This is a genomic window from Mesorhizobium sp. WSM4845, from assembly GCF_055811455.1.
On record NZ_JBVVQA010000008.1, the window covers coordinates 110,031 to 124,336 of the forward strand.

Below are 14,306 nucleotides of genomic sequence, written 5' to 3' on the forward strand. Positions count from 1 at the left end.
GATCAGATCTGTGACGTCAGTTCGACTGGAAAATCGTCATTGTCGGCGTCGCGCATGGCGGCGAGGCTGCGCTTGTCCAGCACCTCGGCGATCGCATGGCGCACCTCCAGCATCATGTTCCGGACCTGGCATGTCGCCTCGTCGCAATCATCGCAGCGCTGATATTGGGTGCGGCTGGCGCAAGGGATCGGCGCCAGCGGCCCGTCGAGGACACGCACGACATGGCCGATCTTGATCTCGGAGGCCGGCCGGGCGAGGCGATAGCCGCCTTCCTTGCCCTTGCGGCTCTGGACGAACCCGGCATTGCGCAATTCGCCCAGAATGGCATCGAGGAATTTCTTCGGGATGTTGTTGGCGACGGCAATGTCGTTGACGAACGCCAGCTGGCCGACCGGCAAGCCTGACAGATGCACGAGGGCCTTGAGGCCGTATTTGCCTTTTTTGGTAAGCATGCCCGATTCAGTTCATGAAAACCCCAACCGCCCGCATCTGGCGGTTGTTTGTGTGCAAATCATGACGTTTTGTCGCGCGATGCAGTTTCGCGAAACAAGCCGTCCGCGGGCACAGTAGGCACAAACACGTTGATTCTTCGTGACGTTTTGGACGGCGCGCTAGGAACGTGCGGGAAATCACCTGTCCGGAGCGCGAAAAACGAAGAAGGCCGGCAAAAGCCGGTTTTCTATCGATTTCGAAGATCGCTTGCTTCAGCGGCTGCCATAGGTCTGGTCGAGCAGTCCGCCGGCGGCGAAATGCTCGGCCTGGATCTTGGCCCAGCCGCCGAAGACATCTTCGACCGTCAGCAGCCGGACGTCGGGAAACTCGGCCTTGTATTTGGCTGCGACCGCCGCGTCGCGAGCCCGCAGGCCGTTGCGGGCGGCGATGTCCTGGCCCTGCGGCGTGTAGAGGAAATCGAGATAGGTCTTGGCGAGGTCACGCGTGCCATGCTCGTCGGCGACCGTGTCGACGATCGCCACCGGAAACTCCGCCAGCAGGCTGACCGAGGGCGTCACCTGCTCGAACTTGTCATCGCCATACTCCCTGCGGACGCCGCGCGTTTCCGACTCGAAGGTGATCAGCACGTCGCCGATCTCACGCTGCACGAAGGTGGTGGTGGCGGCGCGCCCGCCAGAGTCGAAGATCGGCACGTTGTTGAACAGTTTGGTGACGAATTCCTTCACCTTGGCATCGTCGCCTTTGAAGGCTTCCTTGGCGTAGGCGGTGGCCGCTAGATAGGTGTAGCGCGCATTGCCCGACGTTTTCGGGTTGGGGAAGATAACCTGGACGTCGTCGCGCACGAGATCGTTCCAATCCTCGATGTTCTTCGGGTTGCCGGCGCGCACCAAAAAGGACGGCAGCGAATAGAAAGGCGAGGCGTTGTCGGGGAAGTCCTTCTGCCAGTCGGCGGAGATAAGCCCCTTCGAGACCAGGAAGTCGATGTCGAGGACCTGGTTGAAGGTGACGACATCGGCGCCGAGGCCTTCGGCGATGGCACGCGCCTGCGCCGACGTCCCGGCATGCGACTGATCGATGGCCGCCCCGGGGTGCTCGGCGATGAAGGCCTTGTTGACCTGCGCAAACAGTTCGCGGCCGACATCATAGGACGCATTCAGCAGTCTGTCGGCCGACCAGGCTTGGGAGGATGCCAGGAACAGGCCGGCCAATGTGGCGACGCCAAGCAAAAATCGCTTCATGAAAACAGAACTCCAATGCAGTGCGCTTATTGCCGAACCATAGCGGCAAGGCACGGTGGGCGACGAGACACGGAGAGCGCCTTCGCCAGGCCCTCGCGAGAAAAATGTTCCCATTCCGGGCCGTCGCTAGGATTTTCTTTCACGCGGAGTCTTTCGATGCACCTAGGCAGCGGTCCCCGTGCGTTGGCAAAACGATTGCATCGCGACACTGCCTGGCATTTTACAAATGATGTATACAAAGGAGCCATCGCTATGCCCCAGCCCCGCCATTCCAAAACCCCGCCGAAAGAGGCGAAGCTGTTTCGCAACAATCGCAGCCAAGCGGTGCGCATTCCTGTCAAGTTCGAGCTCCCCGGCGAAAAGGTCTTGATCAGCCGTGAAGGCGACCGCTTGGTCATCGAGCCGGTCCGCAAACTTGGCCTCTCGGCGCTGCTCGCGCAATGGGCGCAAGAGCCGCCGCTCGGTCCCGAGGGAGACTTCCCCGAGACCGACGATATGCCTGTCAAATCCGAGGAATTTTTTTAATGCGGTTCATGCTGGACACCAACATTATCAGCGATATGGTCCGAAACCCGGCGGGCAGAGCCACCAGCGCCATCCTGCGCATCACCACCTTGGTGACCGCCAACATGGGAGAGTTCAACCGGATCAAAGGCCTGAAGGTCGAGAACTGGCTGGCGTAGCGCCGGACAGAGGATCAAGCAGCCGGAAAAAGTTTCCAGCGCCGCGGCCTGAACGCGACCCGGCTTTTCTGCGCCGCCGGATGGTCGACCGGCAGCTCGATCTCGACCCGCCGGCGCTCGCCGCCGATTTCGAGCTCCACCCGTCTGGTGCCGGCGACGCGGCGGCTGGCGGCGACCGTGCCGGCGATGCAGCCATTGCATTCGTCCACCAGGTCGACATCGTGCGGGCGGAAGAACAGCGTTGCTTCGCCCCGCGGCGCCTGCGGCGCCGACAGCCCGATCGGGCGGTCGGCGATCCAGACCTGGCCGTCCTCGACCTTGACGGGAAGCGCGCTCGATTCACCGATGAAGCCATAGACGAAGGGCGAGTTCGGCGTGTCGTAGATTTCGTCGGCGGTGCCGACCTGCTCGATGCTGCCCTGGCTCATCACCACGACGCGGTCGGCGAGCTCGAGCGCTTCTTCCTGGTCATGGGTGACAAAGACCGTGGTGTGGCCGGTGGCGTCGTGGATGTCGCGCAGCCAGCGGCGCAATTCGCGGCGGACCTGGGCGTCGAGCGCGCCGAACGGCTCGTCCAGCAAAAGCACGGCCGGTTCGATCGCCATCGCGCGGGCCAGCGCCACGCGCTGGCGCTGGCCGCCCGAAAGCTGAGCCGGATAGCGCTTTTCCAAGCCGGAAAGCTGGACGAGGTCGAGAAGCTCTGAGGCACGGCGGCGGATTTCCTGCGCCGACGGCCGTGACGCGCCATGCCGAACTTTTAAGCCAAAGCCGATATTGTCGGCGACCGTCATATGGCGAAACAGCGCATAATGCTGGAACACGAAGCCGACATTGCGCTGCTGGATCGACTTTTGCGACGCATCCTCCTCGCCAAAGAAGATCTTTCCTTTCGTCGGCCGCTCCAGCCCGGCGATCAGCCTGAGCAGCGTCGTCTTGCCGGAGCCGGACGGCCCGAGCAGCGCGATCAGTTCGCCGGACTTGATGTCAAGCGAAACGTCGTGGAGGGCCGGAAACCGCTCAAACTCCTTACGCACGTTGGCAACGCGAACTTCCATCAACCGTCCCTTTTTTCAGTGTCCGCGCGTCGCGGCGAGCTCGGCGCCGTAGCGCATCTCGAGAAGTGTTTTCAAGACCAGCGTGACCAGCGCCAGGCCGGCAAGCAGTGAAGCGACGGCGAAGGCGGCTGCGGCATTGTATTCGTTATAGAGGATTTCGACATGCAGCGGCATGGTGTTAGTCAGTCCGCGTATGTGGCCCGACACGACGGAGACCGCGCCGAACTCGCCCATGGCGCGGGCATTGCACAACAAGACCCCGTAGAGCAGCCCCCATTTGACGTTGGGCAGCGTCACGTACCAGAACGCCTGCCAGCCATTGGCGCCGAGCGATAGCGCCGCCTCCTCGTCGCCGTTGCCCTGTTCCTGCATCAAGGGGATCAGTTCGCGGGCGACGAACGGGAAGGTGACGAAGATGGTGGCCAGCACGATGCCCGGCACGGCAAACAGGATGACGATGCCATGCGCCTTCAGCCAGGCGCCGAACAGGCCTTGCGCGCCGAATAACAGCACATAGACCAGGCCGGAAATGACCGGCGATACCGAAAACGGCAGGTCGATCAGCGTGGTCAGGAAGGCCTTGCCCTTGAACTCGAACTTGGCGATCGCCCAGGCGGCGGAGACGCCGAAGACGATGTTGAGCGGCACCGAGATCGCCGCCACCAGCAGCGTCAGGTGGATCGCCGAACGCGTGTCGGGATTGGTCAGCGCCTCGGTATAGGCACCGATGCCCTTTGCGAAAGCCTCGTTGAAGACGACGATCAGCGGCAACAGCAGGAAAATGCCGAGGAAGGCAAAGGTCACGATCATCAGCACGGCTTTCGCCGGGCGGCTCTCGGTCACTGCCGCCGACTGGCTTTCGTGGTGCGGTGCGTAGGATTTGATCTCCGGATCAGCCATAGCGCTTGCGGCTCCACGTCTGGACCAGATTGATGACCAGCAGCATCACGAACGACAAAGCGAGCATGATCGCCGCGATCGCGGTCGCCGCCGCATAATTGTATTCCTCCAGCCGGATGACGATCAGAAGCGGCGCGATCTCGGATTTGTAGGGCAGGTTGCCGGCGATGAAGATGACGGAGCCGTACTCGCCGACACCGCGCGCGAAAGCCAGCGCGAAACCGGTGACGATGGCCGGCGCCAGGCCCGGAAGCAGAACCCGGGCGATTGTCTGGAAGCGATTGGCGCCGAGCGTGGCAGCCACTTCCTCGACCTCCTTGTCGATCTCCTCCATGATCGGCTGGACGGTGCGCACGACAAAAGGCAGGCCGATGAAGATCAGCGCGATGACGATGCCGAGCGGCGTATAGGCGACCTTGACGCCGAGCGGCGCCAGCAGACTGCCGAGCCAGCCGTTCGGCGCGTAGAGCGTGGTCAGCGCGATGCCGGCGACCGCCGTCGGCAAGGCGAAGGGCAGGTCGACCATGGCATCGACGATGCGGCGGCCAGGAAAGCTGTAGCGCACCAGCACCCAGGCAACGATCGTGCCGAAGACGACATTGACCATGGCGGCAATGAAGGCGGTGCCAAAGCTGATTTCAAGCGCGTTGATGGTGCGGCGGTCGGTGGCGATCGCCCAGAAATCGGCCCAGCCAAGCGCGGCCGATCGCCAGATCAGCCCTGACAAGGGAATGAGGATGATGAGCGTGAGGTAGGCAAGCGAGAAGCCGAGCGTCAATCCGAAACCCGGAATGACGCTCGGCTGTCTGAACCGCCACCCCGCCTTGGCGGGTGCTGTGGTCATGTCGTCCTGATCTAGAGTCTAGCTAACTGGGTCTACTGGGCCGGCTTGTAGATCTGGTCGAATATACCACCGTCGCCGAAATGGTAAGGCTGTGCTTTCTTCCAACCGCCAAAAAGCGGATCGTCGATGGTGATCAGCTTGATCTCAGGCAGTTTGGCGAGGTCCTCGGGCGGTACCAAATCCGGCTTCGACGGGCGATAGTGGTTCTTGGCGATTAGCGTCTGGCCTTCCTTGGAGTAGAGGTAGCTCAGATAGGCTTCGGCGACTTTTCGCGTGCCCTTGGCATCGACATTGGCGTCGACCACGGCGACCGGCGGCTCGGCCAGGATCGAGGTCGGCGGGTAGACGATATCGAAATTGTCGGCGCCGAATTCGTCGAGCGCCAGATAGGCCTCGTTTTCCCAGGCCAGCAGCACGTCGCCGAGGCCTTTTTGCGCGAAGGTCACGGTTGCGCCGCGCGCACCGGTGTCGAGCACCGGAACATGAGAGTACAGATTGCCGACGAATTCCTTTGTCTTGGCCTCGTCGCCGCCATCCTTGGCGTTGGCATAGGCCCAGGCGGCGAGATAGTTCCAGCGTGCGCCGCCCGAAGTCTTGGGGTTGGGCGTGATCACCTGGACGTCGTCCTTGACCAGATCGCCCCAGTCCTGGATGCCTTTCGGATTGCCCTTGCGGACGAGGAAGATGATGGTCGAGGTGTAGGGCGCCGAATTGTTCTCGAATCTGGTCCGCCAGTCGGGATTGATTTTCTTCGATTTCTCGACGATGGCGTTGATGTCGCCTTCTAGCGCCAGCGTCACCACGTCGGCGTCGAGGCCGTCGATCACGGCACGGGCCTGTGCGCCCGACCCGCCATGCGATTGCTGGACGGTTACCGTCTCGCCGGTCTCGGCCTGCCAGTGAGCGGCGAACGCTTCGTCGAATTGCTTGTACAGCTCACGCGTCGGATCATACGACACATTGAGGATGGTGGTATCGGCGAACGCGAAACCGAGCGTGCCGAACTGGACAGATGTGGCGACCAGTGCGCCGAGCAGTTTCCTGAAATGAGGATTGGTCATTTCCGCCTCCGTTGAGATCACCTCAATCTACTGAATTGGTAGAAATTAGATGCATTCAATGTTGTTTTTTTTGGCCTTATGAAGCAATTTTTCGCCGGCTTTCGGCATCACGAAGAAATTCTTTCCTCGCAACGCTGCAGTGCGGATTCCGGGCACATGAAGCAATCTATCTAGAGACAGGTCGCGCCTCGGCAATGGCCTGAGGAGTCGAGCGTGTCCTGCTTACTCGCCGACCTAATGGAAAGCCAATTCCCTGAATCCCTTGGCGCATTCTATTCAACGAACACTTTCACGCTGGCCGCACGCCCGGCCGCGTCGATCACGGTCAGGGTCGAATAGCCGGCGCCGTCCGGCTGCCAGGTCGCGGTGCGCCGCCGGTCGATGCCGACCAGCGGCTTGCCATTGGCCAGCCAGCGGAACGGGGCGCGGCCGCCTTGCAGCTTCAGCACCAGTGGCGTGGCGTCGGCGGTGGTGGCGGCGAGATCGACGTGGGCGCCGTCGGGCGGAAAGATGATCGTCGGCGCGGGCTCGGTCGGCGTCGCCTGGACCAGGCCGTCGGCGCCAGAACCGAAGCGCGCCAATGTCACCGGCAGATCGTCGCGCCTGGGTCTAGTGACGCCGGCCGGCTGGCCTGGCAGCGGCACGGCAGCCAGGCCAGAGCGGACAAAGCCCTCGAACAGGATCGGTGCGGCCGAGACATAGCCGGACAGGCCGGGCACCGCGCCGGCATCGGGACGGCCGACCCAGACGCCCAGTACGTAGCGCCCGTCGAAGCCGACCGACCAGGCATCGCGGTAGCCGTAGGAGGTGCCGGTCTTGTAGGCAATGCCGCGCCGGGCGGCGCCCTCGGGCGGCTTGACGCCCGACAATATGTCGGTGATCTGCCAGTTCGCCTGATCGTCGAGGACGGTAGCGGTCGAGCGCTCGGCATTCGCCGGCTCGGTGCCGTCATGCAGCGTGTGTGCCTTGCCGCCATTGGCGAGCCCGGCATAGAGCTGGACGAGGTCGCGCAACGTCACGCCGACGCCGCCAAGGCCGATGGCGAGACCCGGCGCCTTGTTGACGGGCAGGATCGGCGTGACGCCGGCCTGCCGGAAGCGCGCGAGCAGCCGCGCCGGCCCGACCGCGTCGAGCACACTGATCGCCGGCACGTTGAGCGACAGCTGCAGCGCCTGCCTGATGCTGACGTCGCCCTGATAGCCCATGTCGAAATTCTTCGGCCGATAGCCGGAGAAATCCGTCGGCCTGTCATCGATCAGCGTTTCCTGCGCCACCAATCCCTGCTCGAAGGCGAGCCCGTAGATGAACGGCTTCAGCGTCGAACCGGGCGAGCGGACGATCCTAGTCATGTCGATCCAGCCGGAGCGGCTGGCGTCGAAATAGTCGGCGGAGCCGACTTCGCCGAGGATGTCGCCGGTGCGGGCGTCGGCCAGCACCATGGCGACGGACAGGCGAGGGCTGAGCCTGGCGGCGGCATCCCTGGCCACCTGTTCCAGTCCTTCCTGGACACTCTTGCGGATCGTCAGCCGCAGCTTGTGGCCTGCGACGGCCCGGGGCAGCACTGTATAAGCGGCATGGGCGGCAAGCGCCGGCAGCGGGCGGCGGCTGGCGGGAACATCGTCGAGCGCGGCACGTGCGGCCTCGCGCTCGCCGAGCAGGCCTGATGCGACCATTCGCGTCAGCACCCGGTCGCGGGCGGCGTGGGCGATTGCGAGGTTGCGGTCGGGCCGGCGCTTTTCCGGCAGTTGCGGCAGCGCGACGAGCAGCGCCGCCTCCGAAACGGTCAGCCGCTTCGGCTCCTTGCCGAAATAGGCCAGCGAGGCGGCGCGCACGCCTTCGAGATTGCCGCCATAGGGCGCCAGCGTCAGATAGCGTTCGAGGATCTCGCGCTTGGTGAGCCGCCGCTCGATCTGCAGGGCGCGCAGCAGCTGCTTGAGCTTGGAGCCGAGGCTGCGGCTGTCGCGCGGTTCGGTCAGCCGGGCGAGCTGCATCGACAGCGTCGAGCCGCCGGAGACGATACGGCCATTGGTCGCGAACTGGCCGACGGCGCGGGCCAGCGCCAGCACGTCGACGCCTTCATGATCCCAGAAGCGCTTGTCCTCGTAAGTCACCAGCATGTCGACGAACTGTCTGTCGACCTGGTCGAGGCGGGTGGCGAGCCGCCAATAGCCGTCCGGCGTGGCGAAGGCCCGCAACAGTTGGCCGTCGCGGTCCTGGACTTCGGTCGATACCGTCAGCGCCGCCGGCAGCGGCGGCGGAAAGGCGCGGTCGAGCTGCCAAAGGGTGGCGGCGGCGATTGCTGCGAAGCCGGAGAGGGAGGCGGCGGCGATGGCTGAACGGCGCAGGAATTTTTTGGAGAGCACGGCGCTGCCCCTCATCCGCCTGCCGGCACCTTCTCCCCGTATAGTGACGGGGAGAAGGGGGCTGTCACGGCCCACAGCGGCTTTTCAGCAGCGTTCGAGTTTGGCGAAAATTTCGGCGCAGGCCTCTTTCTCCCCGCCACTATACGGGGAGAAATGCCCGGCAGGGCAATGAGGGGCAGCGCCATCGCCATGGTTCGCCATCTTTGCCTTACGGCGCCCTGACCTCCATCATGCCGGTCGCGGTGCGGGCCGAATATTGCGGCCGGTACATGTCTTCGACGGTAGCCGCCGGATGGGCATAGGTGCCCGGCGTCACCGCACGCACGACATAGGCGAGCGTGATGTTGCGGTCGCCGTCGCCGTCGTTCGGATTGAAAGCGGCGACGAAACGGTCGTCGCGGAATTCGAGATGGGCGGCGTCGGTCTGGGCCAGCCAGGAAAAATTCGACAATTGGGCGCTGGAAACCAGGCCCGGATTATCGATCTCGAAGCCGGCCGGCAGCAGATCGGTGATCACCAGCCGCGACGGCCATTTGTTCTGCTCGTAGATACTGAGCACGACGACATAGCGTTCGTTCTGGGTCGCCTGCGTGACATTGGCTTCGGTGCCGTCGAGCTTGTAGTAGGTGCGGCCGATGGTGAAGCCGTCGCCGCTGGCCGGCAGCGGCTGGATCGGCGAGGCCACCGTGGTGACGACCGCCTGCAACGGGTTGCTGCCGGTGTTGGCGACGGTCAGCGGACTGTCGGCAATGTCGCTGCCGGCGATCTGGTCCGAATAGGCGCCGGCATGCGGCGCGCCATTGATGGTCAGCGCGATCGCATCATTGCCGGCCTTCAGGGCACGCGCCGCCAGCAGCATCCAGGACTCGTCCTGCGTGCTGGTCCATCTGACGGCGGCGCGTTCCTGCGTCACCCGCTTGATCAGCGCCGGCACGATCGTCGGCACCGGCTTGGATTCGGCGGCAAGCGCCAGCATCGCTGCGCCGTCACGCAGCGGCGAGCCATAATCGGACCTGTAGTAGTCGTATGCCGAGGTCGAATTGGCCAGTTGCAGGGCGGCCTGGAAGGTGGCTTCCGAGCGCTGCGTATCGCCATAGAGCGCCAGGCCCGCCGCCAATTGGGCCACGGCCATCGGGCTGGTAAAGGCTTCGAGCTGGGTGTCGGCATAGTAGCGCAGATCGCCGATCGAGGCCTTCTTGTTGCGGGCCAGCACATAGAGCGCATAGGCGATCTCGCTGCCGCGATCCTTGACGTCCTGGTCGTAGCCGATCGCGTTTTGCAGATTGCTCAGCGCCTGGTTCATCGCCAGCGCCGGCACGTCGTATTTCTGCTCGCGCGCCCGGGTCAGGAAGTCGGTGACATAGGCGTCGAGCCACAAATCGCCGGAGCCCGGGCCCCACAGGCCGAAGCTGCCGGCCGAGGCCTGATAGCTCAGCACCTTGTAGATGGCGTCCTGGATGCGGCCGTGCAGATCGGCGTCGCTGGCCATGCCGACGCCCGACGCCATCTCGTTGACATAGAGCAGCGGCATGGCCCGGCTGGTGGTCTGCTCGGCGCAGCCATAGGGGTAGCGGTCGAGCGTCATCAGCAGCGAGGGCACGTCGAAGGCCGCCGCCTGTGAAACGCCGACGCTGACCGAAGCACCGTCGAGCAGGCTTGCCGCCAAGAGCTCCTTGTCAACGCGCAGCGAGCCGCCTTTGCCCTTGAGGTCGACCACCATACGGGTGGTCACCGGCAATTGCGCCGGCCGCACCGGAACATAGAGCGTCTGCTCGACAGCGGTGCCGTCGGCATGGGCGAGCTTGATGGTGATCGAGGCGTTGCCCGGCGTTTCAGCGATCAGCGGCACGGTCAGCGTCTGCCGCTTGCCCTTGGCCAGCGTCAGCTTTTCGGGCAGGGCGGCATCGCCGGTCGAAAGATCGCCTGACGTGCTTATAGACAGCGCATAGTCGCCCTCCGGACCGTCGGCGTCGGTGACATCGAGCCGCATGACGGCCGAATCGCCGGGCGCCAGGAAGCGCGGCAGGCCGGCGGTGATCACCACCGGATCGCGCACGATCACGTCGGATTGGGCATGGCCGACCCCGTCCTCGGTCCAGGCGACGGCCATGACGCGCACGGTGCCATTGAACTGCGGGATGTCGAAGTCGACCCGCGCCTTGCCGTCGGCGTCGAGCTGGACCGGACCGGAGAAGAAGGCGACCAGCTTTTCGGTCGGCGGGCTGCCTTGCGACTGGATGTTGGCGCCGTCGCCGCCGCTGCGCAGCTTGCCGGTCGTGCCCAGCGAGCCGTCGATCAGGCGGCCGTAGAGGTCGCGTACTTCAAGGCCGAGCATGCGCTGGCCGAAGAACCAGGTCTCCGGATCCGGCACCTTGTAGTTGGTCAGGTTGAGGATGCCGACGTCGACGGCCGCGACCATGACATAGGCGTTGGCGCCCGGCTGCACGCCGGCCACCGAAACCGGGATCGACAGCTGCTGGCGCGGCATGGTCTTGTCCGGCGGCGTCAGGCTGACGGCGAGTTTTTTCGAGCCCGGATCGACCTTCAGCCATTTGACGCCGATGGCGCGCGCCGGCATGCGGGTTTCCTGCGCATCACCCGGCCTGAACAGCGTTGCCGTGACATAGGCGCCGGCGCCCCAGTCGTCGCCGACCGGGATGTCGATGGTGCTGCCGCCGGCCGGCACGCTGGCGGTGACGGTCTTCAAGAGCTTGTCGGCGCCGATGGTGACGAGCAGCTCGCCGGCAAAATGCGGCGACAGTTTGAGCTTGGCCACTTCGCCGGCCGCATAGCTGTCCTTGTCGAGGGCGATTTCGAGGCCGTCGGGCGTTTCGGTGGTGGTGGAGCTGACATACCAGCCGGCGTCGAACTCGTAGCTGGTCGCCGGGCCCTCCGGGTCAGACGTCTCGATCTCGAGCCGGTAGCGGCCCCAGTCGACCGGCAGCGAGACGGTGGCCTCGCCGTCGGCGGTCATGTCGACCTGGCCGCTGGCCACCGACTTGGTGAAGGTCACCGGCTCATAATTCCAGGAATTGCTGGAGCGGTACCATTGGTAATTGCGTTCGACCTTGACCAGCGACCATTGCGCGCCCTGGAGCGCCTCGCGCTTGCCGTCGGGGTCGACGGCAATCAGGCCGAACTTCGCCGTGCCGCCTTGCGGCACCTCGTCGCCGTCGAAATCCGGGCGGATGCCGATCATCTGGCCCGGCGGCCGGATGGCGAAGTTGAGCGAGCGTTCGACGGCGCGGCCGCCGGTCTCGCGCATCCTGACCGTAACCTTGGCGTCGACCAGCCTGGTGGTCGAGGGCAACTGGTCGACGGAAACCGGGAAGGTCGCCTTGCCGTCGTCGCCGACCACCGGCAGGCCGGTGAACGGGGTGACTGACGGTTCCGCCGACTGCTCGTCGGCGAGGCCGAAGGAATAGCCCTTGAAGCGGTCCCAGGCGCGGGTGGTCGACAGCGTCAGTTCGCCTTCGAGCGCCAGCCCGGCGGCCGGCGCGCCATAAAGGAAGCGGCCGTCGACGGTAACGTTAGCGGTTTCGCCCTGCGCGATCTCCTGCTTGTCGGAGGACAGGTCGAACTCGATGCGATCCGGCACGAAATCCTCGACCAAAAACATCTGGCTGGCGACCGCCGCCTGCTTGGGGTCGGTGTGGATCGCCACCGTCCAGGTGCCGCGCATGGCGTTGGCTTCGAGCGGCAGGTCGACGGCATGGCCGCCGGCCGATGCGCCGTCGCTGATGATGCGGCGGTTCTCGACGCCGTCGGGACGGGTGAAGATGAAGGTCAGCGGCAGGTTCTCGACCGCCTTGGCGGCGCTGTCGCGGGCAAGTGCTGCGACATGGACGTCCTCGCCGGCGCGGTAGATGCCGCGTTCGGTCCAGGCATAGACGTCGAGCGCGCCCGGCGCCGGACGCCCGGTGACGCCGCGATCGGAAAGATCGAAGCCGGCGCGGCCCATGTCGAGGAAGACGAAGTCGCTGTCACCCTGCCTGGCTGTCAGCACGGCCGGCACCATGCCGCCGTCGCCGCGCGTCAGTCCGGGGTTGAAGACGGCGCGGCCTTCACCGTCCGTGGTCGCGGTGCCGAGGATCTCGTTGTTCCTGGCCAGCAGCGTCAGTTCAGCACCTGATATCGGCTTGGCGGTTGCGAGCGAACGGGCAAAGACGTTCAGCCCGTCCTGCCCGGTATAGGTCGACAGGCCGATATCGGAGACGACGAACCATTGCGTGGCGCGCGAATCATAGTCGTCGTCGTTCTCGTCGACCGGTTGCGCGGTCAGCACATAGACGCCGGGCTTGCGCTGCGGCAGCGCCTCGTCGACCGGGAAGGAGGTGGTGACTTCCTTGTTCAGGTCGTTGGCGATGTCGAGCTGGCCCTGCCAAACCGGCTCGCCCATCTGATCGGAAATGTTGGAGATGTCGTAGCCGTCAAGCTGGCGCAGGAACTGGTAGCCGGACAGAAGCTGGGTCAGCGAGCGATCGCCGATGCGAAAAAGCTTCATTTCGGCGGCGCTCATGTTGACGGTGACGACCGGGATGCCTCGGCGGGCGCCGGCCGGCAGCACGAAGCTGTCGCCGGTGAAACGGGCGGACGGGGCGCGGTCCTGCACATAGATCGACAGCACCACAGGGGTGGAGATCACCTCGCCGATGGCGGCCGGCAGGCCGGGACGGAAGGTCACGTCGTAATGCTGGCCGTGCTCGAGCCCCTCGACGCAGATCTGCTTGTCCTTGGCCTCGACGCCCTTGGGGGCGGCGTTGTCGACAGTGACGAATTGCGCGTAGTCGACGCCGGTCTTGACCAGGTCTTCGGAAAATTGCGCGCAGATGCGTGGCGCGCTGGTGTCGGCGTCGACCGTGTGATCGACGACGCGGAAGCCCTTGCGCGCCTTGAGGTCGTGGTAGGCGGCCGTGACCCAGGGCGAACTGACCAGCGCGAGGCTCGCTTCGTAGGCCTGCAGGGCCGGCCGAGCGAGGTCGCGGCGATCGAGCCCGTCGCCAAGCAGTGCCAGCGCTTCGGCACGGGTTTTTGTGGTGCGCAGCAATTTGTAGGCGTTGAAGCCGGCGGAGGTGGCGTTCGCCGGCAGGGTCGACGCCTCGGCGCTGTTGGCGGTCGGCTGCACGGCAAGTGTTTCCCGCGCCAGTTCAAGCCAGAGTTGGCCATGGTCGGGCAATACCGAAACCAAAGCCTCGTATTTTTGAACGGCCAAGCGGTGGTCGCCGGTCTGCGACGCTTGCCTTGCCGCCTCCCGCAGCGCCGTCAGTCCTTCGGTGGGCTTGGTGTAGGCCGGGCCGGTGAGCCTGTTGCGGTATTGCTGGGCCTGGTCGGCCATCCAGGCGGGGAAGAAGGCGAGCGCCGGCGGCGCGCCGATGTCGGGGTCGCCTTCGACGTTGACGACCTTGCCGGCGACGGCGCCCTTGAAGGGCTTCAGCGTGTTATAATCGGATTTGAGAAAACACCATTTGGCCTTGGGGTTGTAGGTGAAGGCGCGGCAGGCGGGATCGCCGAGACATGTCGTCGTGCACTGATCGAGGCTGACGTTCTGGTCGGATCTGAGATCGAAGCCGAAATAATCGGAATTGTCCGATGTCACCACCCGGCGCGCTTCGGCCGCTTGCGCGACACTGCCCCAAGCGAAAAAGAGAAGAAAAAGAATCGACAGACCACGAGCCGCGCGCATTGCCATGACACCCCTCCGGACACTGC

The 14,306-nt window shown here is 64.6% G+C and carries 10 protein-coding genes; 2 read left to right on the top strand and 8 right to left on the bottom strand.

The window, feature by feature from the left end; all coding sequences use genetic code 11:
* Positions 1 to 2: 2 nt before the first annotated feature.
* Both AC0L2C_RS12060 and AC0L2C_RS12065 read right to left on the bottom strand, forming a co-directional pair.
* Positions 3 to 452 carry an RrF2 family transcriptional regulator gene (locus tag AC0L2C_RS12060; RefSeq protein ID WP_287241022.1) on the bottom strand — a complete coding sequence of 150 codons (450 nt, stop codon included), beginning with the start codon at positions 450 to 452 and terminating at the stop codon, positions 3 to 5.
* Between the two features lie 252 nt (positions 453 to 704).
* Positions 705 to 1,691, bottom strand: coding sequence for a sulfate ABC transporter substrate-binding protein (locus AC0L2C_RS12065; RefSeq protein ID WP_287241023.1), 987 nt, complete (start codon positions 1,689 to 1,691; stop codon positions 705 to 707).
* 252 nt (positions 1,692 to 1,943) lie between these two features.
* Here AC0L2C_RS12065 and AC0L2C_RS12070 point away from each other — a divergent pair, with 252 nt between their 5' ends.
* Both AC0L2C_RS12070 and AC0L2C_RS12075 read left to right on the top strand, forming a co-directional pair.
* Positions 1,944 to 2,216, top strand: a complete 273-nt coding sequence (locus AC0L2C_RS12070) for an antitoxin (RefSeq protein WP_287241047.1) — start codon at positions 1,944 to 1,946, stop codon at positions 2,214 to 2,216.
* Positions 2,216 to 2,374, top strand: coding sequence for a PIN domain-containing protein (locus tag AC0L2C_RS12075; protein ID WP_198032668.1), 159 nt, complete (start codon positions 2,216 to 2,218; stop codon positions 2,372 to 2,374). The genes AC0L2C_RS12070 and AC0L2C_RS12075 overlap by 1 nt, the downstream gene beginning before the upstream one ends.
* A gap of 14 nt (positions 2,375 to 2,388) precedes the next feature.
* Here AC0L2C_RS12075 and AC0L2C_RS12080 read toward each other — a convergent pair whose 3' ends face one another.
* The 6 genes from AC0L2C_RS12080 to AC0L2C_RS12105 all read right to left on the bottom strand — a co-directional run bounded on the left by AC0L2C_RS12080 (position 2,389) and on the right by AC0L2C_RS12105 (position 14,286).
* Positions 2,389 to 3,429: a sulfate/molybdate ABC transporter ATP-binding protein gene (locus AC0L2C_RS12080; RefSeq protein WP_287241025.1), complete on the bottom strand. Its 1,041-nt coding sequence runs from the start codon at positions 3,427 to 3,429 to the stop codon at positions 2,389 to 2,391.
* A 15-nt stretch (positions 3,430 to 3,444) separates the two neighbouring features.
* Complete coding sequence (gene cysW / locus AC0L2C_RS12085; protein WP_023798668.1) at positions 3,445 to 4,329, bottom strand: sulfate ABC transporter permease subunit CysW; 885 nt, start codon at positions 4,327 to 4,329, stop codon at positions 3,445 to 3,447.
* The gene (gene cysT / locus AC0L2C_RS12090; RefSeq protein ID WP_027154317.1) at positions 4,322 to 5,173 is read right to left on the bottom strand and encodes a sulfate ABC transporter permease subunit CysT; all 852 of its coding nucleotides are present in this window, start codon (positions 5,171 to 5,173) and stop codon (positions 4,322 to 4,324) included. Before cysT ends, cysW begins: the two co-directional genes overlap by 8 nt.
* A gap of 32 nt (positions 5,174 to 5,205) precedes the next feature.
* Positions 5,206 to 6,234, bottom strand: coding sequence for a sulfate ABC transporter substrate-binding protein (locus tag AC0L2C_RS12095; RefSeq protein ID WP_287241034.1), 1,029 nt, complete (start codon positions 6,232 to 6,234; stop codon positions 5,206 to 5,208).
* 272 nt (positions 6,235 to 6,506) lie between these two features.
* Positions 6,507 to 8,612, bottom strand: a complete 2,106-nt coding sequence (gene pbpC, locus AC0L2C_RS12100) for a penicillin-binding protein 1C (RefSeq protein WP_473523440.1) — start codon at positions 8,610 to 8,612, stop codon at positions 6,507 to 6,509.
* A gap of 193 nt (positions 8,613 to 8,805) precedes the next feature.
* Positions 8,806 to 14,286: an alpha-2-macroglobulin family protein gene (locus AC0L2C_RS12105; protein WP_473523441.1), complete on the bottom strand. Its 5,481-nt coding sequence runs from the start codon at positions 14,284 to 14,286 to the stop codon at positions 8,806 to 8,808.
* Positions 14,287 to 14,306: the final 20 nt, after the last annotated feature.